The sequence below is a fragment of the Kribbella sp. NPDC050470 genome, from assembly GCF_044458365.1.
GTDB lineage: Bacteria > Actinomycetota > Actinomycetes > Propionibacteriales > Kribbellaceae > Kribbella.
The window spans coordinates 508580-529503 of record NZ_JBITHV010000006.1 but is presented as its reverse complement, the minus strand read 5'-3'; the positions used below and the strand labels follow the sequence as shown (position 1 = coordinate 529503).

The 20924-nt window shown below is 69.1% G+C and carries 22 protein-coding genes; 10 read left to right on the top strand and 12 right to left on the bottom strand.

Annotated features, from left to right (window positions below; all coding sequences use genetic code 11):
* Positions 1-79: 79 nt before the first annotated feature.
* Together ACIBGM_RS20605 and ACIBGM_RS20600 are read left to right on the top strand one after the other, a co-directional pair.
* Positions 80-637 (top strand): GNAT family N-acetyltransferase, encoded by a 558-nt coding sequence (locus ACIBGM_RS20605; protein WP_396386457.1) that lies wholly within the window; start codon positions 80-82, stop codon positions 635-637.
* A complete protein-coding gene (locus ACIBGM_RS20600; RefSeq protein ID WP_396386456.1) occupies positions 630-1127 on the top strand; it encodes an HAD family acid phosphatase in 498 nt (165 codons plus the stop codon). The genes ACIBGM_RS20605 and ACIBGM_RS20600 overlap by 8 nt, the downstream gene beginning before the upstream one ends.
* 4 nt (positions 1128-1131) lie before the next feature.
* Here ACIBGM_RS20600 and ACIBGM_RS20595 read toward each other — a convergent pair whose 3' ends face one another.
* The 6 genes from ACIBGM_RS20595 to ACIBGM_RS20570 form a co-directional block, all read right to left on the bottom strand.
* The gene (locus tag ACIBGM_RS20595; protein ID WP_396386455.1) at positions 1132-2799 is read right to left on the bottom strand and encodes an ABC transporter substrate-binding protein; all 1668 of its coding nucleotides are present in this window, start codon (positions 2797-2799) and stop codon (positions 1132-1134) included.
* Positions 2769-3782: an ABC transporter ATP-binding protein gene (locus ACIBGM_RS20590; protein WP_396386454.1), complete on the bottom strand. Its 1014-nt coding sequence runs from the start codon at positions 3780-3782 to the stop codon at positions 2769-2771. The genes ACIBGM_RS20595 and ACIBGM_RS20590 overlap by 31 nt, the downstream gene beginning before the upstream one ends.
* Positions 3775-4773, bottom strand: a complete 999-nt coding sequence (locus ACIBGM_RS20585) for an ABC transporter ATP-binding protein (RefSeq protein ID WP_396386453.1) — start codon at positions 4771-4773, stop codon at positions 3775-3777. Before ACIBGM_RS20585 ends, ACIBGM_RS20590 begins: the two co-directional genes overlap by 8 nt.
* On the bottom strand, positions 4766-5764 hold the full coding sequence (locus ACIBGM_RS20580; protein WP_396386452.1) for an ABC transporter permease: 999 nt from the start codon (positions 5762-5764) through the stop codon (positions 4766-4768). The genes ACIBGM_RS20585 and ACIBGM_RS20580 overlap by 8 nt, the downstream gene beginning before the upstream one ends.
* Positions 5764-6693: an ABC transporter permease gene (locus tag ACIBGM_RS20575; protein WP_396386451.1), complete on the bottom strand. Its 930-nt coding sequence runs from the start codon at positions 6691-6693 to the stop codon at positions 5764-5766. The genes ACIBGM_RS20580 and ACIBGM_RS20575 overlap by 1 nt, the downstream gene beginning before the upstream one ends.
* A 119-nt stretch (positions 6694-6812) precedes the next feature.
* Positions 6813-7298, bottom strand: coding sequence for a GNAT family N-acetyltransferase (locus tag ACIBGM_RS20570; protein ID WP_360529200.1), 486 nt, complete (start codon positions 7296-7298; stop codon positions 6813-6815).
* A gap of 36 nt (positions 7299-7334) precedes the next feature.
* Between ACIBGM_RS20570 and ACIBGM_RS20565 the strand changes: the two genes are divergently transcribed.
* The 3 genes from ACIBGM_RS20565 to ACIBGM_RS20555 are packed head-to-tail and all read left to right on the top strand — an operon-like array spanning position 7335 to position 9310.
* Complete coding sequence (locus tag ACIBGM_RS20565) at positions 7335-8003, top strand: hypothetical protein (RefSeq protein ID WP_396386450.1); 669 nt, start codon at positions 7335-7337, stop codon at positions 8001-8003.
* On the top strand, positions 8000-8557 hold the full coding sequence (locus tag ACIBGM_RS20560) for an XRE family transcriptional regulator (RefSeq protein ID WP_360529206.1): 558 nt from the start codon (positions 8000-8002) through the stop codon (positions 8555-8557). The genes ACIBGM_RS20565 and ACIBGM_RS20560 overlap by 4 nt, the downstream gene beginning before the upstream one ends.
* Before the next feature lie 42 nt (positions 8558-8599).
* Complete coding sequence (locus ACIBGM_RS20555) at positions 8600-9310, top strand: nucleotidyltransferase domain-containing protein (RefSeq protein WP_396386449.1); 711 nt, start codon at positions 8600-8602, stop codon at positions 9308-9310.
* Positions 9311-9314: 4 nt separating this feature from the next.
* Here the strand turns inward: ACIBGM_RS20555 and ACIBGM_RS20550 are convergent, their stop codons facing one another.
* Genes ACIBGM_RS20550 through ACIBGM_RS20540 form a run of 3 tightly spaced genes read right to left on the bottom strand, consistent with a single transcriptional unit; the run spans position 9315 to position 11180 of the window.
* Entirely contained in the window at positions 9315-9953 is a 639-nt protein-coding gene (locus ACIBGM_RS20550) for a hypothetical protein (protein ID WP_396386448.1), read from the bottom strand.
* Between the two features lie 49 nt (positions 9954-10002).
* Positions 10003-10674: a hypothetical protein gene (locus ACIBGM_RS20545; RefSeq protein ID WP_360529215.1), complete on the bottom strand. Its 672-nt coding sequence runs from the start codon at positions 10672-10674 to the stop codon at positions 10003-10005.
* Entirely contained in the window at positions 10671-11180 is a 510-nt protein-coding gene (locus ACIBGM_RS20540) for an RNA polymerase sigma factor (RefSeq protein ID WP_396386447.1), read from the bottom strand. Before ACIBGM_RS20540 ends, ACIBGM_RS20545 begins: the two co-directional genes overlap by 4 nt.
* 112 nt (positions 11181-11292) lie before the next feature.
* Here ACIBGM_RS20540 and ACIBGM_RS20535 point away from each other — a divergent pair, with 112 nt between their 5' ends.
* Together ACIBGM_RS20535 and ACIBGM_RS20530 are read left to right on the top strand one after the other, a co-directional pair.
* On the top strand, positions 11293-12810 hold the full coding sequence (locus tag ACIBGM_RS20535; RefSeq protein WP_396386446.1) for a TldD/PmbA family protein: 1518 nt from the start codon (positions 11293-11295) through the stop codon (positions 12808-12810).
* Positions 12807-14216 carry a metallopeptidase TldD-related protein gene (locus ACIBGM_RS20530; protein ID WP_396386445.1) on the top strand — a complete coding sequence of 470 codons (1410 nt, stop codon included), beginning with the start codon at positions 12807-12809 and terminating at the stop codon, positions 14214-14216. Before ACIBGM_RS20535 ends, ACIBGM_RS20530 begins: the two co-directional genes overlap by 4 nt.
* Positions 14217-14306: 90 nt before the next feature.
* Here the strand turns inward: ACIBGM_RS20530 and ACIBGM_RS20525 are convergent, their stop codons facing one another.
* Both ACIBGM_RS20525 and ACIBGM_RS20520 read right to left on the bottom strand, forming a co-directional pair.
* Positions 14307-14723, bottom strand: a complete 417-nt coding sequence (locus tag ACIBGM_RS20525) for a DUF805 domain-containing protein (RefSeq protein ID WP_396386444.1) — start codon at positions 14721-14723, stop codon at positions 14307-14309.
* Positions 14724-14911: 188 nt separating this feature from the next.
* Positions 14912-15580 (bottom strand): class I SAM-dependent methyltransferase, encoded by a 669-nt coding sequence (locus ACIBGM_RS20520; RefSeq protein WP_396386443.1) that lies wholly within the window; start codon positions 15578-15580, stop codon positions 14912-14914.
* A gap of 405 nt (positions 15581-15985) precedes the next feature.
* Between ACIBGM_RS20520 and ACIBGM_RS20515 the strand changes: the two genes are divergently transcribed.
* Both ACIBGM_RS20515 and ACIBGM_RS20510 read left to right on the top strand, forming a co-directional pair.
* The gene (locus ACIBGM_RS20515; protein ID WP_396386442.1) at positions 15986-17809 is read left to right on the top strand and encodes an SCO7613 C-terminal domain-containing membrane protein; all 1824 of its coding nucleotides are present in this window, start codon (positions 15986-15988) and stop codon (positions 17807-17809) included.
* Positions 17810-17885: 76 nt separating this feature from the next.
* Entirely contained in the window at positions 17886-19424 is a 1539-nt protein-coding gene (locus tag ACIBGM_RS20510) for a PfkB family carbohydrate kinase (protein WP_396386441.1), read from the top strand.
* Positions 19425-19427: 3 nt separating this feature from the next.
* Here the strand turns inward: ACIBGM_RS20510 and ACIBGM_RS20505 are convergent, their stop codons facing one another.
* The gene (locus tag ACIBGM_RS20505; RefSeq protein WP_360529239.1) at positions 19428-20147 is read right to left on the bottom strand and encodes a hypothetical protein; all 720 of its coding nucleotides are present in this window, start codon (positions 20145-20147) and stop codon (positions 19428-19430) included.
* 609 nt (positions 20148-20756) lie between these two features.
* On the opposite strand from ACIBGM_RS20505, the gene ACIBGM_RS20500 reads away from it, so the two are divergent.
* A complete protein-coding gene (locus ACIBGM_RS20500) occupies positions 20757-20912 on the top strand; it encodes a hypothetical protein (RefSeq protein WP_360529241.1) in 156 nt (51 codons plus the stop codon).
* Positions 20913-20924: the final 12 nt, after the last annotated feature.

Here is a 20924-nt window from a genome sequence, read left to right as displayed (position 1 = left end):
GCGATGGTCGGTGGCTTCTCAAGGTGCGACGGCGTCGGGCGGCGCGGCGGGGTGGGGGGCGCGGTGGATGATGGGCGGCGTGGATGTGTACCTCGAAACCGGGCGGCTGAGACTACGTCGGTTCACCAGTGCGGACGCCGACCTGCTGGTCGAGTTGGACTCGGATCCGGAGGTGATGCGGTTCCTGACCGGGCAGCCGACCCCGCGTGCGGAGATCGAGCGCGTCGTGCTGCCGGGAATCCTGAAGCTGTACGACGAGCACCCGCAGCTCGGCACGTTCGCGGCGCAGCAGAAGTCGGACGGCGCGTTCGTCGGGTGGTTCGGGCTGCAGCCGACCAAGGAACCGCAGACGGTGGACGTCGGTTACCGGCTGAACCGGGTCGCCTGGGGCAAGGGGTTCGCGACCGAAGGCACCAAGGCGCTGATCGACAAGGCGCTCGGCGAGCTCGGGATGGAGCTGGTGGTCGCCGACACGATGGCGGTCAACCACCGGTCCCGGGCGGTGATGCGGCGGTCCGGGCTGCGGTTCGTGCGGATCTTCCACGAGCACTTCGACGACCCACTGCCCGGCACCGAGTTCGGCGAGGTCGAGTACGCCGTCGACCGCCGTACCTGGGAAGCTGGACGACGTGCCTGACCATCAACGCCCGTACGCCGTACTGGACATCGACGCCACGTTGTCCGACACCAGCCGGCGGATCCACTTCATCGAGAAGCGGCCGAAGGACTGGGACTCGTTCTTCGCGCACGCGAAGGAGGACGCCGTCCTCGACGAAGGTCTCGCGGTCGCGACCACACTGGCCGCCGACCACGAGATCGTCTACCTGACCGGCCGGCCCGAGCGGCTGCGCCGGGACACGCTCAAGTGGCTGAAGGACAACGGGTTCCCGGACGGCAAGGTCTACATGCGCGGCAACACCGACCGCCGCCCGTCGGTGACGATGAAGCTCGGCCGGCTGCAGCGGCTGGCCGGCGAGCGGCCGGTCGCCGTCCTGGTCGACGACGACGTCAAGGTGTGCGCGGCCGCCGAGAAGGCCGGCTACACAGTGCTGAGGGCCGACTGGGGACTCGACGCCGAGACCCAGCCGACCCTCTTCGAAGCTCAGGAGACCGAAGGACGGACCTGAGCCACTACTTGCTCAGCCCGACGATCAGCACGTTCGGGTACGGCGGCAGGTAGAAGTTCTGCACCTTGGAGCCGTGCAGGAACGCGTTGCGGGCGTAGATCAGCGGGACGATCGGGGCGTCCTTCATGATCTGCTGGTCCACTGCGCTCCATGCCGAGGCCGCCTTGGCCGGGTCGGACTCGGCCGTCGCCGCGTTGATCGCGGTGTCCACCGCCGGGTTGGAGTAGCGCGAGATGTTGTACCCGCCGTTGCCGGCCTCCGAGGACGCGAACAGCGGCTGGATGTTGCCGAGCGCGCTCGGGTAGTCGGGCAGCCAGCTCGACACGGTCAGGTCGAAGTCGGGCTTGTTGCCGGTGATCAGGTCGGTCAGCGGCTCGCTCTCCAGCGGCTTGATGGTGACGGTGATCCCGGCCCGCTTCAGACCCTGCTGGATCGCCTGCGCGACGCCGAGGCCGGACGCGTTGTCGGCCGCCAGGACCAGGTTGAGGTTGCTCACCCCGGCTGCCGCGAGCATCGACTTGGCCTTCTCCGGGTCGCCCTGCGGCGGCGCCTGGTACAGGTCGTACTTCTGGTAGCCCTCGATGCCCGGCGTGATCAGGGTGGTGGCGATCTCACCGCCGTACTCCGGTCCACCCTCGGCGACCTGGACGGCCTGCTTGTCGACGGCGTACTGGATCGCCTTGCGGACCTCGGGGTTGGCCAGCGCCGGGCGCTTTGTGTTCATCGCCAGGTACTGCAGCGCGCCGGACGGCGACGTCGCGACCCGGGACTTGACCGCCGGGTTGCCCGAGACGGTCGGGATCAGCGCGGCCGGCACCGAGACACCGGTGGCGGCGGCGAACTTGTCGTCACCCGCGTCCGCGATCAGCCGCTGGTTGACCACGTCGGCCTGCAGGCCCATGTCGATCACGATCGCGTCCGGCAGGCCGGTCCGGGCCTGGTCGGTCGTCTTGTCCCAGTTCGGGTTCCGCTCCAGCTCCAGCTTCGAGCCGGGCGTGTACGCCTTCACCTGGTACGGGCCGCTCGCGACCGGGTCCTCGCCGTAGTGCGCCGGGTCCTTGTCGGCCGCTTTCGGCACCGGCGAGAAGGCCGGCATGCTGACCACCCACGGCCAGTCGCCGAACGGCTTGTTCAGCTTGAACACGATCGTGGAGTCGTCCGGCGTCTCGACCGACGCCAGCTGGGCGCCCTTGTACGGGCCGGTGTACTTGTCGCCGCCGACCAGCAGTGACTTGTGGTAGCCGAGGCCGCCGGACAGCTCCGGCGCGAACGACCGCTCGATGCCGTACTTGATGTCGGCGGCAACGATCGGCGACCCGTCGGCGTACTTGAGACCCGGCTTCAGCTTGTAGGTCCAGGTCTTGCCGCCGTCGCTGACCTTGCCGGTGTCGGTGGCCAGGTCCGGGACCAGTTCGGCCGCCTTGTCCGGCGCGGTCTTCCACGAGGTCAGGCCGCGCAGCACCAGGTGGATCGTGCTCGTGCCCAGGTTCTGGCTCTTGGCCGGGTCGAGGCTGATCTCCTTGCTGGTGCTGAGGGCGTGGAACGTGCCGCCTGCCTCGGCCGCCGCCGTACTGACGGCGCCGCCGCTCGTCGACTGATTATTGGCGTTGCAGGCGGCGACAGCCAACGCCAGTGCGGCCGCTACCGCGACCGCTCGGGTGGTGCGCTCCATAGTGTCCTCTCAGAGGTGGGGGGCTCAGGGAAGTAGCAGGCGGCCCGGTGCTCGGTGCTGTCCTCGACGGGCTCGAGCACCGGCCGTTGCGTCGCGCAGACGTCCTCGGCCTTGTAGCAGCGGGTCCGGAACGGACAGCCGGACGGCGGGTCGATCGGCGTCGGCACGTCGCCGGACAGCACGATCCGATCCCGCTCGATCCCGGGCACAGGCACGGGTACGGCGGACAGCAGGGCCTTCGTGTACGGGTGCGCCGGCGCCGAGTACACCTGGGCAGCCGGTCCCTCCTCCACGATCGTGCCGAGGTACATGACGGCCACCCGGCTCGCCACCTGCCGTACGACGGCCAGGTCGTGAGCGACCAGCACGTACGACAGGCCGAGCTCGTCGCGGAGGTCGGCGAGCAGATTCAGCACCTGCGCCTGCACCGACACGTCGAGCGCGGAGACCGGCTCGTCGCAGATGAGCAGCTCGGGCTTCACCGACAGGGCCCGCGCGATGCCGATGCGCTGGCGTTGGCCGCCGGAGAACTCGTGCGGGTAGCGCTCAAGGTGTTCCTCGGACAGCCCCACCTGCTGGAGCAGCTCAGCGAGCTGTGCTCGGGTCGGCCGGATGCCCTGCGCGAGGAACGGCGTGGTCAGGATCGCGCCGACCGACTGCCGCGGGTTCAGGGATGCCTGCGGATCCTGGAACACCATCTGGACCTTGCGGCGCACCGGCCGCAGCTTGCGTCCGTTCACCTTCGTGACGTCGTCGCCGGCGATCGCGACCCGGCCGGCGGTCGGGTCGAGCAGTCGCGTGGCGACCCGGGCGAGCGTCGACTTGCCGGAGCCGGACTCGCCGACCAGGCCGACCGTCTCGCCCTTGCGGACGACGAAGTCCACTCCGTCGACAGCCTTCACCGACTTGCCCGACCGCCACGGTGCGCCGCGCACCCCGAAGTGCTTGCGGACTCCGTCGAGGCGAAGCAGTTCGTCAGACAACGGCCGGCCTCCGCCCCAGATGGCAGGCGGCCTCGTGATCGCCTTCGCCCGGTCGCGGCGTCAGCTCGGGTCGCTCGGTGATGCAGCGCTCACCCACCTGCGTCGTGTAAGCGCACCGCGGCTGGAACGGGCAACCGGTCGTGATGGATCCGGGCGACGGCGGACTGCCCTGGATCGTGGTCAGCCGCGGCTTCGGCGGTACGTCGACCCGCGGCATCGCACCGAGCAGCCCGAGGCTGTACGGATGCGCCGCGCGCTGGAACAGGTCGCGGACCGTTCCGCGCTCGGCCGCGCGTCCGGCGTACATCACCAGGACGTCGTCGGCCGCCTCCGCGACCACCCCGAGATCGTGCGAGATCAGGACCAGCGCCGTACCGAACTCCGCCTGCACGTCCTCCAGCAGCCGCATGATCTGCGCCTGCACGGTGACGTCGAGCGCGGTGGTCGGCTCGTCCGCGATCAGCACCTTCGGGCTGTTCACCAGAGCCATAGCAATCACGACCCGCTGCCGCATTCCCCCGGAGAACTCGTGCGGGTAGTTGTTCGCCCGCCGGGCCGCGTCCGGGATGCCGACCTGGTCGAGCATCTCGACCGCCCGCCGGCGAGCCTCCTTCTTCGGCACGTCGTGGTGCAGGCGGTACGCCTCAGCGACCTGCCAGCCGACGCTGTAGTACGGGTTGAGCGCGGACAGCGCGTCCTGGAAGACCACGGCGATGTCGTTGCCGCGGACGCTGCGAAGCTCCTCGTTGGACAGGCCGACGAGCTCACGGCCGTCGAGCAGCACTTCGCCCTTGACGTCGGCGTTCGCCGGCAGCAGACCCATCACGGCGGCCGAGCTGACGCTCTTGCCCGAGCCGGACTCGCCGACGATGGCCAGCGTCTTGCCGGGCGCGACCGCGAAGTCGATGCCGTCAACGGCAGGGACCAGGCCGCCCTCGGTCCGGAACGTCACGTGCAGGTCGTGGACCTCCAGCGCCGGCCGGTCAGGCATGGCTGACCCTCGGGTCGAGCGCACCGTGCACGATGTCCACCACCAGGTTCGCGAGGATGATCAGGAAGGCCGAGAACAGCGTCGTACCTACCACCACGGCGACGTCCAGCTGGCCGACCGCGCTTATCAGCAACTCGCCCAGGCCCTGCATGGAGAACACCTTCTCGGTCAGGATGGCGCCGCCGAGTAGACCGCCGAGGTCGAGGCCGAACAGCGTCACGATCGGAACCAGCGCACCGCGCAGCCCATGGGTCAGGACGACCCGCGCCTCCCCCGCGCCCTTGGCCCGAGCGGTGGTGATGTGGTCGAGGTTCAGCTCCTCGAGCATCTGCGCCCGGGTCAGCCTGATGTACGACGCCGCCTGCAGCAACGCGAGCACCAGCCAGGGCGTGATCAGGTGCCAGGCCCAGTCGACCGGGCTCTCGGTGAACGGGACGTAGCCGTTGACCGGGACCATGTTGAGCCAGAACCCGAACACCAGGATGGCCAGCAGCCCGACCAGGAACGAGGGTGACGCGACCCCGATCAGCGCGAACCCGACGGCCAGCCGGTCGGCGAGCTTCCCTCGCTTCAGCGCGGCGACGACACCGAGCGAGACACCGGCGAGCAGCCAGAGTACGGCGGCGCCGATCGCGATCGAGGCGGTCACGGGCAGCCGTTCGAGGATCAGCGTGGTGACCGGACGGGCGAGTGGGAACGAGTAGCCGAAGCAGGGCGCTTCGCAGTGCACCGCCGCCGCGCCCTCGCCGAAGGTGCGGCCGGCGAAGATGCCTCTGAGGAAGTTCAGGTACTGCTGGATGATGCTCTGGTCCAGCTGCATGAAGTGCCGCGCCTGCTCGAGCCGCTCCGGCGTACACGGCTTGCCGCAGGCCAGGTGCGCCGGGTCGGCCGGGATCGCGTAGAAGATCAGGTAGACGGCGAGGCTCAGCACGAGCATCACCAGGACGGTGGCAGCGAGCCGCCGTACGACGAACCAGCCGAGGTCGGGCATCAGTGCGTCCTCCTCAGCCGGACGTCGAAGGCGTCCCGGACGCCGTCACCGAGCAAGGTGAACCCGAGGACGGCGACGAACAGCGCGGCCCCCGGGAAGACCAGGAACCACGGATCCGCGCCGGTGTAGACCCAGGCGATCGAGTCGGAGATGGACCGGCCGAGGCTTGGTGTCGGTGGTGGCACGCCGACGCCCAGGAAGGACAGCGCGGCCTCGGCGCCGATGTAGCCCGGGATCGCCAGCGTCGCGATGACCAGGACCGGGCCGAGCAGGTTCGGCAGCAACTCGCGGGCGATCACGTGCCAGCCGCTCGAACCCACACTGCGGGCGGCTTCGACGAACTCGCGGTTCACCAGCGACCGCGCCTGGTTGCGGATCAACCGGGCCAGGGTCGCCCAGCCGAAGACGCTGAGCACCCCGCACAGCAGCAGCGCCCGCGGCACGCCGGCCGGCACAACGATGCCCAGGGAAATCATGAAGACCAGTTGCGGGAAGCCGAACAGGAAGTCGAGCAGGCGCGAGACGATCGCGTCGTACCAGCCGCCGAAGTACGCCGCGCTGATGCCGACCAGAGTGCCGATCACGGTGGTGACGACGGTGACCACGATCGCGATGGCCAGCGAGGTGCGCAGGCCGAGCATCACAATCGAGAACAGGTCGCGACCGGTCAACGGCTCCACACCGAACCAATGCTCGTTGCTCACGCCACCCATCGGGCCCTTCGGCGCGTTGCCGCGGGCCGGGTCGAGCAGATCGATGTGGTACGTGTACGGGTCCTGCCCGGCCAGCTTGACCAGCAACGGCGCCGCGGCCGCGACCAGGATCAGCACCGCGACGAGCACCACCCCGAGGCGCGCGCTGCGATCACGCCGTAGCCGGCGCAACGCCTGCCGGGTCGGCGAAACGGTCCCCGCGACCGACGAACTCACAAGCACTCCCGACAGATCGATGCATGCAGCCGACAAACGTTAGGCCGCATCCTTGCACCAGCCGAGTGCCATCTCGAATTGCGAGAATGTCGACTCGACAACTCGAGTTTGTGCTCGCTTCAGAGCGCGAGCTGGTACCGGCTCACCCAGGTCAGCGGGACGCCGACCTCGGCGTCGCCGTGGTGCTGGAAGCCGCGGGCCTCGTAGTACGACCTGAGCCGGCTGTTCGACCGGACGCAGTCGAGCCGCAGATAGCGACAGCCGAGTGAGCTGCTGGTCGCCGCCGCCCAGTCGAGCAGCGCGGCGCCCAAGCCGCTCGCCGAGCGCCGGACCGCCATCCGGTGCACGTAGCCCGACAACCCGGGAGCGTCTTCCCACAGCGGATCGTCCCAGTCGAGCGTGATCGTCCCGGCGACCTCGCCGTCGATCCGCGCCAGCCAGGTCTCGCCGCGTTCGATGGCCGGCTCGACCCACCGGGCCTTGAAGCTGTCGGGCCACTGCTCGATCCCCGACTCCCGCAACCAGGCGGCGGCTTCGTCCAGTACGGCGAGCACGTCGACGAGCTCATCCGGCGCCGCGGGTTGAAGGGTCAGCTTCTTCTGCACGAACGCCAGCATAACCGCGTTTGATATAGTGAACGTATGGTTCAGCAGATTGCCCCGGTCGTCCAGCATCCGATCTACCTCGAGGACAGCTACCTGACCGAGGTGGTGACGCGGGTTTTCGCCGCCGGGGACACCGGAGTTGCCGTGCGGGAGAACCTGTTCCATCCGCAGGGTGGCGGGCAGCCGGCGGACCGCGGCTGGGTCGGCGATTTCGAAGGTGTGCCTGTGCGGGGTGCGGACGGGCTGGTGTACCTGGCGACTGCTGCGCCGACCGGGTTGGGCGCGGGCGACGTCGTACGGGCGCGGGTGGATGCCGAGGCTCGGCTGCTGCATGCGGCTCTGCACACTGCGGGGCATGTGGTGGACGGAGTTGCTCGTGGTCTGGGCTGGACGTGGGCGGGCAACAACCACTTCCCCGGGCAGGCACGCATCGAGTTCACGGCGCAGGACGGTGTCGACCTGACCGACTCGGCCGAGCGGATCCAGGCAGGTGTGGACACGGCGATTGCTGCGGACCTCGCCGTCAGTGCGACCGAGCGAGACGGGCTGCGGGTTGTCCGGATCGGAGAGCTGCACGAGGCGCCGTGTGGTGGGACGCACGTACGCAGCCTTGCGGACCTGGCGGCAGTCACCGTCTCCGGTGTGAAGGTGAAGAAGGGGCGCATCCGCGTCTCCTATACGGCGACGCATCGGCCGCTGCGGTGACGCGGTCGGTCAGCAGTGCGGCCGCGGCGGCCGGTCTGCAGGTACTGCGGCGGCGCCAGCAGCGCGGGATGAGTCAGGCAGAGCTGGCGCGGCGGACCGGTCTCAGCAAGGCGACGCTGTCCCAGCTCGAGGCCGGTGCCAGCAATCCGACGATCGACACGCTCGACGCGATCGCTGTCGCCTTGGCACTCCCCCTCACTGACCTGCTGACGCGTCCGACCGACACCGGGACGCTGCACCTGCATGCGACCAAGGCCGATGCCGACGGACCGACCAGAGAACTGCTCAGGCGGATCAGTGGAGGCAACAGCTTGGAGATCTGGCGACTCCGCCTGCCGCCGAACACCTCAGTGGAAGGCGTACCGCACGCTCCGGGCACCAACGAGCACCTGCTGGTCGCCTCGGGTCACCTGGCAGCCGGACCGTCCGGAGACCTCCGCCAGCTCGCCCAGGGCGACCTGCTGGCCTTCGCAGGCGACGCTCCGCACGGCTACCACACCAACGACAGCTCAGCCGACGTCACCGTCGTCATCGCCTCCCCTGTGCAGGCCTGAAACTCGGTGGAGCAGCGCAGCGGGCGAGCGGACACTGGTGCAATGGCAATCGACGCGGCGGAGGTCGCACGGCAACTGGTGGACGAGGAGTATCCGGACGCGCGGGCAGCGTGGCTCGGCGGCAGCGTCGTACGCGGCGATGCCTCCTCGACGTCCGACCTGGACATCACCGTGCTGCTGAGCGGTCCGCCGGCGCCGATGCGGCGGTCGCTCGAGTACGGCGACTGGCCGGTTGAGCTGTTCGTGCACACGGAGGCCTCGCTCGAACACTTCAGCGAGAAGGACCGGCAGCGGCGGCAGCCGACCATGATGCGGCTCGTCGGCGAGTCGATTGTGCTGCTCGACACCGACGGGTCCGGAGCACGGCTGCAGCAGGCCTGTCTCGACGAGGTCGCGGCCGGTCCGCGGCCGCTGACGACCGCCGAGCTCGAGCTGCTCCGCTACGGGATCACTTGTCTCCTGGACGACCTGACGGATGCTGCGACCGACGACGTACGCACGGCCATTGCGTCGGTGCTGTGGCAGGACGCGGCTCGACTGCTGCTCACCGGCTCGCAGCATTGGTCGGGCACTGGCAAGGGTCTGCTGCGGGAGCTCAAGTCGTACGACGAAGCACACGGGACGGACCACGCTCGTCTGTTGCTGGCCGGCGTACGAGACAACGCTGCGCTGGTCGAGGACGTGGACCGCATCCTCGACCAGCACGGTGGGAGGCTGTTCGCGGGGTTCTCGCTCGCCGCTCAGCCGGTCTGAGCGGTCACTCGGCGTCGACCAGCTGCCAGTCGCGGCGCTTGGGCAACATCCGTACGGCGACCACCGCCGCCACTGCACCGAGCAGGAAGCCCGGGATGGTCCAGCGCCAGCCGGTGAAGAAGCCCGTGGTCTCGGCTGCAGCCGCCGCAGCCGGCGGCTCCTCGGCAGCGGGAGCCGAGTCGACCTGCCCGTAGGACTCGGTCGGACCGCCCCAGGCGTTGCCGTCGAGCAGCTTCATGGAGCCCAGGAGCTTCAGCAGGGCCACGCGGTCGGTGGCGGTGTGCCAGGCGGGCTTCTCCGGCAGCGTGCTGCCGTCCAGCGACGCCCTGGTCGCGATCCAGGGGCCGCCGGGCGCGTCCGGGTAGATGATGTCGATCCGCCAGACCGACATGTCGTGGATCAGCCAGGTGGCACGGACGAACCGGCCGACCTCGTGCTGCTCCTTGCCGACCGGGTCGCGTGATCCGCTGACGTCGGTCAGTCGCTGGAGCTCGTCGTACTGGCTGTCCTCGTAGCCGATGGCAACCACCTTGGGCGGGCTGCTGAGCACCACGCTGGTCGGCCCGCCGGCCTGGGCGGGCGCGGCTCCGAAGGCGGCGACAGCTAACAGCGCGATGCAGAACGCAAGAGTACGGCGGACCATGGCAGCCCTCCCCTGGGAACGATGACTACCTCTGGTACACCGCCGACGGCTACGAGGTTCCCTGGGCGAGCCGGATCGCGCGTGCCTTGTCCGCGACCCCTTCCAGGCGGAATGTGACGCCGCTGTCCACCCAGACCAGCGTCGGACCGGCCACGCGGACGCGCCGCTCGGTTCCGGTTGCCTCTTCCAGCACCAGCTCGTGCGGACCGTCGAACCAGTAGCCGTTGAGCTCCGGCACATGCTGCAGGCTGCTGTAGTACTTCTTCACGTACAGCGGCGACACCTCGGCCCGGAACTGCTCCAGCCGTACGCCGGCCCAGCCGACCGCTACGAAGCCCGGTGAGGCCTCGACCCCCGCAGGTACGCCCAGCTCAGCAGGCACGCCGGGCTTGAACCCCGCGATGCGTTGCGCTTCCGCCAGCGACAGCTCACCGGTGACCGCGGGCAGGGTCGGCGGACTGGTCGGTGCACTCGCGACGGGCTGGGCCTGCACTCCCCCGATATTGAGCCACTCCGCCACGGTCGCCCGGACTGGTGGCGTCGCGACCGCACCTGCGACCAGCACGAGGAAGAGGGCCAGGAACGTGCGCCACCGGTCCCGCAGCGAGCGCCGGATCGGTACGTCGGCCACACGTGTCAGCACGGCAGCCGTCAAGCCCTCGTCCACCGGAGGTACGACGGTGGAACGGCCGAGAGCCCTCAGCTCGTCGTCCATGTTCATCGCTGCACCTCCTTGTCAGGTAGTGAGTCCCGTAGGCGTCCCAGTGCTCGGTGCAGGCGGGACTTGACCGTCCCGCGCGGCCAGCCGAGCACCACTGCCGTCTCCTGCTCGTCCAGGTCCAGCAGGTAGCGGCAGGTCACCACCAGGCGGAACGGCTCGGGCAGCGACCGCACTGCAGCCTGCAGCTCGCGCCGCCGCTCCAGCGACACCGCCTCCTCGGCAGGGTCCAGTACGACGTCCAGCGGCGCGGCCAGCTCCTCGCGGTGGGACCGGCGGCTGCGCGACCGCAGTACGTTCCGCGTCTCGTTGGCCACGATCCGCAGCAACCAGGGCCGGAAGGCGGCGCCGGTCCGGAAGCTCCCGAGCGCCCGGTACGCCTTGACGAACGCCTCCTGCACGACGTCGTCCGCATCCGCACCGGCTCCGAGGAACACCGCCGTACGCTTCGCCACCTGGGCGTGCAGCACCACCAGCTCGCCGTACGCGGCAGACTCCCCGCCCCGCACCCGAGCAACGATCTCCGCCTCGCCGCCTCCGCTGATCGCCCCTCCTGGTCAACCTGTTGACAATGTGAGTACACCGCAGCCGCAGGCCAGGTTCCGTGTATAGGGTCGTGATGTGCCAGAAGTCGATGCGAGTTTTCTCGCCCTTCCCCGTCATGAGCTTGCCGAGGCCGCCCTGCAACGGGCCAAGGACCTCGGCGCAACGTTCGCCGAGTTCCGGCTGGAGCGGATCCGGTCGGAGTCGATCTCCCTGCGCGACAGCCAGCTGGAGAACGCCCAGGACGACGAGGACCTCGGCCTCGCGGTCCGGGTGATCCACGACGGCACCTGGGGTTTCGCCGCCGGGGTCGCGCTGACCAAGGACGAGGCCGTCCAGGTCGCCGAGCAGGCGGTGAACATGGCCCAGGTGTCCCGGCCGATCAACGCCGAGACGATCGAGCTGGCCGACGAGCCCGTCTACACCGACGTCAGCTGGGTGTCGTCGTACGAGATCGACCCGCTCAGCCTGCCGCGTGCCGAGAAGGTCGCGCTGCTGACCGACTACAGCGACCGGTTGCTCAATGCCGACGGCGTCGCCCACGTGACCGTCGGCGTCGCCTCGGTCCACGAGTGCAAGTACTACGCGAACTCCGCGGGTACGTCGTACACGCAGCAGCGGGTCCGGATCGGCCCGAAGATCACCGCGTTCGCCGTCGACGCGGAGAGTGGCCGGTTCGACTCGATGAGCACCTGCGCGCCGCCGGCCGGCCGCGGCTGGGAGTACCTCACCGGCACCGGCTGGAACTGGGACGAGGAGCTGGCCCAGCTGCCCGGCTGGCTGGCCGAGAAGATGGCCGCGCCGACCGTCGAGGCCGGCACCTACGACCTCGTGGTCGACCCGACCAACCTCTGGCTCACCATCCACGAGTCGATCGGCCACGCCACCGAGCTCGACCGCGCGCTCGGCTACGAGGCCAACTACGCCGGCACCAGCTTCGCCACCACCGACAAGCTCGGCACGCTGCAGTACGGCTCGCCGATCATGCAGGTCATCGGCGACCGCACCGCCGAGCACGGCCTGTCCACCGTCGGGTACGACGACGAGGGCGTGGCCGGCCAGCAGTGGGACCTGGTCAAGGACGGCGTCCTGGTCGGCTACCAGGTCGACCGCCGGATGGCGAAGGTCAACGAGGACCTGCTCGGCACCCCGCGCTCCAACGGCTGCGCGTACGCCGACTCGTCCGGCCACATCCCGATCCAGCGGATGGCCAACGTCTCGCTGCAACCCGCGCCCGACGGCCCGTCCACCGAGGAGCTCATCTCCCGGGTGCAGAACGGCATCTACATCGTCGGCGACAAGTCCTGGTCGATCGACATGCAGCGGTACAACTTCCAGTTCACCGGCCAGCGGTTCTACAAGATCACGGACGGCAAGCTGGACGGCCAGGTCCGCGACGTCGCGTACCAGGCCACCACGACCGACTTCTGGGGCTCGATGGAGGCGATCGGCGGCCCGCAGACGTACGTCCTCGGCGGCGCGCTGAACTGCGGCAAGGCCCAGCCCGGCCAGAGCGGCGCCGTCAGCCACGGCTGCCCGTCCGCCCTGTTCCGCGGCGTCAACATCCTCAACACCACGCAGGAGGCCGGCCGGTGACGACCGCCATTCAGCTCACCCCGCAGGACACGATCGAGCGGGGCCTCGCCCTGGCTGCGGCCGAGGGCGCCGACGGTTGCGTCGTCATCGTCACCGAGACCTCGAGCACGAACCTGCGCTGGGCCAACAACACCCTGACCACCAACGGCGCCATGCGCGGCTCCAGCGTGACCGTGATCGCGACCGTCGGAGCCGGCGAGGGTACGGCGGCCGGAGTGGTCGGCCGCTCCTCGGTCACCGACGCGTCGTTGCGGGACATCGTGTCGGCCGCGGTGGCGACCGCACGGTCGTCGAGCCCGGCCGACGACGCCCGTCCGCTGATCGACGGCACGGCCGGCACGGACTGGGACGCCGAGCCCGAGGAGACCTCGGTCAGCGTCTACGAGAAGTTCGCGCCCGCCCTCGGCGACACGCTCAAGCGGGCCGGCCACGAGAACCGCTGGCTCTACGGCTTCGCCGACCACCAGGTCATCACCCTGTACGTCGGCTCGTCCGCCGGACTGCGGTTGCGGCAGGCACTCCCCCGCGGGTTCGTCACCGCGACCGGCAAGTCGGGCGACCTCAGCCAGTCCGCCTGGGTCGGCGCCGCCACCCGCGACTTCACCGACATCGACGCGCATGCGATCGACACCGAGCTGACTCGCCGCCTCGGCTGGGCCCGCCGGACCGTGTCGGTGGACGCCGGCCGGCACGCGACCGTGCTGCCACCGGCTGCCGTTGCGGACCTCACGACGTACCTCTACTGGTGCCTGGACGGGCGGGAAGCGTTCGAGGGGCGCAGCGTGTTCGCCAAACCGTCAGGTGGAACGCGGGTCGGCGACGTGCTGTCGCCGCAGCCGGTACACCTGCGGTCGGACCCGCAGTTCCCCGGGTTGGAGACGTTTCCGTTCGCGGTGGCACGGTCGTCCGGCGGCTCGTCCAGCGTGTTCGACAACGGGCTGACACTGAGCGCGACGGACTGGATTCGCAGCGGCAAGCTCGAGACCCTGATGACCAGCCGGCACACGGCCGACCTGATCGGTGCGCAGACCGCGACACCGGACATCGACAACTACGTGCTGACCGTCGACGGCGCGAGCGGGTCCACCGACGACCTGGTCGCCGGGCTCGACCACGGGCTGCTGCTGACCTGCCTCTGGTACATCCGAATGGTGGATCCGCAGACCCTGCTGCTCACCGGGCTGACCCGGGACGGCGTCTACCTGGTCGAGAACGGCGAGGTGACCGGTGCCGTGAACAACTTCCGGTTCAACGAGAGCCCGGTCGACCTGCTGGCTCGTTTCACCCAGGCCGGCGCCACCGTGCCGTCGTTCTCGCGCGAGTGGGGCGACTACTTCTCCCGGACCGCGACCCCGCCGCTGCTCGTGCCGGACTTCAACATGTCGACGGTCAGCCAGGCCAGCTGACATCTTCTCCACAGGGAAATCCACAGACAGCACAACGCCCCGCGAACTCGACGAGTTCGCGGGGCGTTCTGTCAGCTCTGAACGGGCAGCTCAGACCGTCGGGTAGCCCGGCTCGGCCGGACCCGCGCCCGGCTGGCCGAAGCGCTCGGCGGCCTTCGGGTCAGGGCCGTGCTTGTTGTCCCCGGCGTTGCCCTCCAACGCCCAGAAGATGATCAGCACGATCAAGCCGATGCAGGTCAGCCACAGCAGGAGCCACCAACCGCTGCGGTTCGTGTCGTGCAGCCGACGGATGGAGACGCCGATCGTCGGCAGCAGCACGGCCAGGCTGTAGATCGACTGGAGGACGCCGTTGTTCCCGGGGCCGTACGTCGTCCCGATGATCCGGTCGATGATGACCAGGATCAGGGAGACGATGAAGCTGAACAGCGTGAACATCCAGAACTCTTTGCGCCGGGCCCGCCCGTCGAACACGGCGTACTTCTTGATGACGTCGATGTACCACTGCATTGCTGATTCTCCGATGGTCGAATGTGAGACGCGGACAGAGCTTGTCGGAACCGGTCGGGTTCGTCAATGCAACTTTTCGCTTTGGTGACCACACCGCAACCTGGTGCGCCGCAGCTAGAGTGAACTTCACCTTTTCGGAACCGGGTACTGCTAGAGCCGGCTTCAGCTTCCTGCTGGAGAGTGCCGAATCAGCTTGCTGGGTTGGGTTTCGCGAGTGCGACGCGCCAGAGCCGGCGGGCGCTCTCGGCGTACGTCGTGATGTCGTCGACCCGCCAGCGCTCGGCCAGCTCGTGGATCAACGTCGCGTCGAAGAACCGGCCCGCGAACCCGTCGTGCTCCGACAACCCGTCCTCGAGCTCCTGCCAGTGGCCCGAGCCCGGGTCGTCGGCCGACCAGACGGCGTACACGAAGATCCCGCCCGGCCGCAGGACGCGGTGGATCTCGCCGACCAGTGAGCGCAGCTCGGCGCGCGAGAACGCCATGTTGAGCAAGATGTTCGCGAACACCGCGTTGACGGTCGCGTCGGCCGGCGGCAGCGGGTCGCGGACGTCGTGCAGCGCCGCCGTGACGCGGTCGTCGAGTCCCTCACGCTGCGCGTCCAGCCGGAGCTGGTCGAGCGCGGACTCGGAGAAGTCCGTGGCGTGCACGCTGAATCCCTGCCGCGCCAGGAAGAGCGCGTCGCGCCCCTGCCCGGCGCCCAGCTCCAGGACGTCATCGATGCCTGCGGCACCGAATGCCCCGGCGGCCCAGCGCGCGGCCGCGGACGGTTCCGTCCCGTGCAGGTGCGGCTGCTGCTCGTACGCCGTCTGCCAGCGTTCCTGCTGAGCCCTTGCGAGCTCGACATGTCCAGTGTTCATGGTGCTCCCCGTGTTCGTCACGCCAATCTGGACGACCGGCAGACCGCAGCAGCCTACGTCACGAATTGAGTAGACGTACTCACGCGGCCACCCGTTCCGCGTCGACATAGTGAGGTGAGACTCAGGAGGAATGCCATGAACACGCAGGTTTCCGCCCCGCTGGAGTGCCCGGCTTGTCACACACTGCTACACCTCACGGTGGAAGCGCCCCCACGCCCCGCGCCGTCCGTCCCGCCCCCGGCTCCTGCCTACCCACCTGCTCCTTACTACCCACCGCCTCCGCCGCGTGGAGTCTCGGCGCCGGTTCAGTCCCCTCCCCCGATCCGACGGCCGGCGACCAGCTTCCAGCAGCCGCTCCCACCACCACCTGAGCCGGCACGGCGTCCCGCACCTCCGCGCCGCCGGTTGAGTCCACAGGCCACCCTGCTCAGCCTCGGCGTACTCCTGCTTCTCGCGGCAGGCGTCACCTTCCTCGCCGTCAACTGGGACAGCCTCCCCGTCGCCGCGCAAGCCGGCATCATCGGCACCCTCGCCGCTCTCGCCTTCGTCGGCGCCGTCCCCGCGAGCCGCACCTCCCTGGCCTCGTCCGCCGAAGCCCTCGGCATCCTCGGCTCCGGCCTCCTCATCCTCGACCTGTACGGCGCCCGCGCCCTCGGACTGTTCGCCGCCGAGACCGTCGACGACCTGACCTACAGCGCGATCGTCTTCGCGGCCGTTGCCCTGGTCAACCTGCTGATGACTCGGTTCGCGCCGAAGGTCGTCACCTTCGGCGTCACCACGGTTATTGCCGGCCAGCTCCCACTTCCGCTGGTCCTCGCCGACCGGGTCAGCCTGCCGTGGCTGCTCGCCGCTCTGCTCGCCCAGGTGGTCGCCACACTGGTCCTGTCTTCGAAGGGTACGGCGATCGTCCGGCGTACCGGGGAGATCACCTCGGCCGTCGTCTTCTGCGGCATCCTGGTCACCGGGATGGCCCGGACCTTCCTTGGCCTGATGGTCACCTACTCCGTCACCTTCGACACCACCTGGTTCACGACGGGGCTCGCGACAGTCGTCGCCACCACCGTGGTGGTTTGCGTCGCCGCAGCCACCGGCGTTCTCATCCTGCGGAAGCGGCCGCTCCCGGCATCCATCACCCAGGGGCTCGGCGAGGCAGTCTGCGCTGTGGCCGCCGGGTTCGTCGTCGCGACGTGCCTACCGCAGGTCCCCGGGCCGGGTCGCTGGCTGACCACCGGCCTCTTCGCGGCGCTCGGGATCGCGGTGGTCCTGCGAGGTCGCCGTACCGGAACGATCTCGTTGGTCCTGCACACGGCGGCCATCACCGTTGCCTCGGCCAACCTCATGTTCTGCCTGTGGCAGGCGGACGTCCGGCAACTCGGGTTCATCGCCGGTATCGTCGCCGTACTGGCCGTCTTCGCCGCGCTGCGCAAGGTGGTCGACGCGGTCCCGGCCGCAGGGGTGGCGAGTGCGGGCGCGCAATTCGCGGTCGTGATGTTCGTGCTGGACGAGTTGATCGGCCTGTGGGCGGGTGCGGTCAGCCTCGCCGTAATCGGGGCGTGCGGCATCGGCCTCGCCTGCCGGTACATCGGCCGGCCGCTGGAGCGCGTGCTGATGTGGTCGTCGGCGAGCGCCGTACTGATCGCTGAGGTCGTCGCCGTCCTGGTGTCCACCGAGTCCGCCACCGGGGTCGTGCTCACGATCGCCGCCGCACCGCTGGTTGCGTATGGCATGAACCAGGCCCGGCGCCCCGCCCTGCTGGTGGCCGGCCTGCTGCTGATGGTCGCCAACACCGCGTTCGTCCTGTCCGCCGGCGCCACCACGATCGAGTGGTTCACCGTCCCGCCTGCGATCGTTATGATCGCGATCGGCGTGCTGGCCTGGCGCGACCAGCCCAGCTGGATCTTCCTCGGCCCCGGCCTGCTGATCGGCCTGGTCCCCTCCGAACTGATTGCCGATGGCAACGACAGCTGGATCCGCCTCACCCTCGTCGTGGCCGCCGCCGTGGCCGTCATCGTCCTGGGCGCCCAACTGGGCCTCCAGGCGCCCTTCGTCATCGGCGCCGCCGTCCTGGCCAAGATCGGCATCTGGCAGTTCCTCGAGGTAGCCCCGCTGATCCCCCACTGGATCACCCTGGGCACCGCCGGCGCCATCCTCCTCGCCGTCGGCGCCACCTACGAACGCCGCCTGACCCAAGCCAAACAAGCCGCCACCTGGCTCACCGCCCTCCGTTGACGCGCGCATCCGGTTTCCCCGGTGGCCCGCTGATCCGCATACTTGGTTCGAGACGGATCAGGAGCCCGGGGGCCGGATGACCAACCGCAGCGACAAGCAGACCGCGGATGTGCTGCTGCTTGCCAGCGTGCTCGAAAAGCTGCGCACCCACGACGGCCTGACCGTCGCCCGGTTGCACGCGACCCGAACCGGCATCGCGGCCCCACTCATGGAGCTGGCCGCGACCCGCCGGTTCGCCACCGTCCACGAGCTCGACGTCGCCTCGGCCGCCTTCGACCTGGTGGCCACCTGCGTCCGCGACGACCTCCACGGCACCCAGCAGATCGTCGCCGACGCAATCCTCGCCCTCGGACTGCACGCCGACAACCACAGCCAGGCCGGCATCGAGGACCGGATCACACGTTCGCTTTACAGCACCTCGCTCGGCCGCCGCCGCGAGACCCTGCTCGGCAACTGGCACCGCCTGCACCAGGCCCTCGGCCACCAGCCCGGCGAGGCCCCGAGCGACCGTGCGCTCCGCGGCACGACCGAACCCGCCGTACTGCGGGAGCTCGCCAACCAACTGATCCGCCGCGACATCTACTCGGTCGGCTCGAAGACCGTCGTGATGCTCGACGCCGCCCCGGCCGTCGACGTCGCACCGGCCGGCCGGATCGTCGTGGTCGGCGGCGCGGTGATGGACGCGACCTTCCGGATGCGAACCCTGCCTGCGCCGGAGACGTCGAGCGAGGCGTACAGCTTCGACCTGTCCCCCGGCGGCAAAGGCCTGAACCAGGCGGTCGCAGCGGCCCGTCTCGGCCTGCACACTTCCCTGATCGCCGCAGTCGCCGACGACCGCTTCGGCGACGAGATCGTGCAGTACCTGCGGGACGAAGGGGTCGACACCTCACTTGTCAAGCGGGTGCGCGACGGCCGTACGCCGTTCACCGGAGTCTTCGAGAAGGAGCTCGGCGACAGCATCGCGGTCAACTGGCGCAACCAGGCCGAGGTCTTCCTGGCCCCGGAGGACATGAACGACCGGTACGAGCAGCTGATCGCGTGCGACGCGTTGCTGATGACGTTCGAGGTGCCGCGCGCGACGATGCAGCACACGCTGGCGATCGCCCACCGCGACCCGGACAACCGCCCGGTGGCGATCGTCACCCCGGGCCAGCCGTACGAGGACGAGCGCATCTCGGGTGACACATTCGGCCGGATCGACTACCTCGTCGCGCACCCCTGGGAGCTCGGCAGCTTCGCCTCGCAGGGACACGGCCCGTTCGACCCGGACCCGGTCGCCCGGAACCTGCTCGCCTTCGGCGTCGAGACGCTCTGCATGCTGGTCAACGGCGGCTGCACGGTCTACTCCGGCCCGGCCCACGACGTCCTGATGGTGCCGACGATCCCGTCCATCTATAAGGAGTCGTCGGCGGCCCGGGACGCCTTCTGCGCGGCGCTCGCGGCCAAGCTCATCGACAACAACCGGAAGTTCAACGAGAAGGTGGCGATCTGGGCCGCCGCCGCCATGTCGTGCGCCACCGCCGACTTCCCGCTGTCCAACTCCATGCCCGACCGCAAGCGTATCGAGGGTCTTCTCGCGCGCTCTCCGTTCAGCGCGAACGGCGGCACCGCCTGAAGGTCAGCGGCGGAGACGGCGCTGCTCGACCACGGGAACAGGCTCGGTCTCGCCGCGGATGCGGCAGCAGTAGATGACCGAGTCGAGCAGCTTGGCCCGGCTCTGCTCGAAGCGGCCGTGCGGGTAGGCGGCGCGCAGTTCGGCGAGGTTGGCGCCGCCGAACCGAGTCCGGAGCTGACGGGGGCTGGCGTAGACGCCGTCGACGTACAGGTAGGGCCGTGCCTCGATGGACATCCACTGCTGCCAGTTGGCCGCCCGGTAGCTCGAGCCGACGAATCCCAAATTCGGATCGACCGCGGTGGTGAGCAGTTGAACCGCCGGAATCTCCCGCCGGATCACCTGCCGGACTTTCGCCAGCAGAAAGGAGATCGCATTCGGCGGCGCGACGTCGAACGAATACACCCGGGACACGTCCCAGGCCGCGCCCAGCGGGACCCCGAACTGCGCCTGCAACTGTCGTCCGACCCGCATCCATTCCAGCGACGAGACACTGCACAACGTCACCGGAAGCTTGTTCACCGGATCGACCAGGGCAAAGTTGAGTGATCCCGGGCGGGCGCTGCGCAGGTAATGCAGGCGGCTGAAGATCTGATCCGCCTCGAGATGTCCGAGCCGCACGAAACGCAGATCCGAGAGCGCGTACTCGTCCTGCGGAATGAGATTCTGGATACTCCGCTGGTCGTGTGCCAACCGGCCCGCGTTGCGATTCAGCTCGGCGATCACCTGGTTCCGGCCGACGGTGCCGTTGGGACGGGCCAGCCGTGGCAGGTGCAGCAGGGTGCGAACGGTCAGCGCCCGGTGCGGCACCCGGTGCCGGCGCACGGCATCGGCCAGCAGGTCGGCGAACTCCGGGGCGGGCCTTCGGCAATCATCGAGGAAGAACCGGGCGGCTCGGGGAGGCGCTGCTGCTGAGGCTGGAGGCGGTGGGACAACCGCGGAAGCCGCCGGGCCGGCGGCGCTGATCACCACGCCTGCATGCTAACCGACCGTTGCGGCGTCGTCGCAACTTCCCAAACATGCGAGTTTTGGCGGCGTGTTGATCTCCTGGCTGCCAGTTGGCAGGTCCGGTGTGCCAACTGGCGCGAAACGGTACGCCGAAACGCGCCGGCGTACTGCCAGCCGCCGCCAAAGCCGCAGCCACCGCTGCGGACACGATGCCAAAATCATGTCCGGACATAGCCGGTGGTGCCAATCTTTCTGGATTGACAACCGATTGTCGTGACGTTCACTGAAAGCGTAACCAGAACCGCCGATACGCCGACTCACTCTAACCCAGGAGCGGCGAAAGACAAGCAACCAAGGGAAGTGAACCGAAGGAAAAGAGGAAACGCCATGCCTCCCAACGAATTCGTCGCGACCGTCGTCGTGCTGGCCAGTGCGATACTCCTGATCTCCTTCTGGAAACAGATCCTGTTCATTCTGCTCTTCGGAGTGGTCATGGTCTTCTGCTTCGGCCTCTACAACGTGGCCGCCGCGATGGGACGCTGATCTCGACCGGCA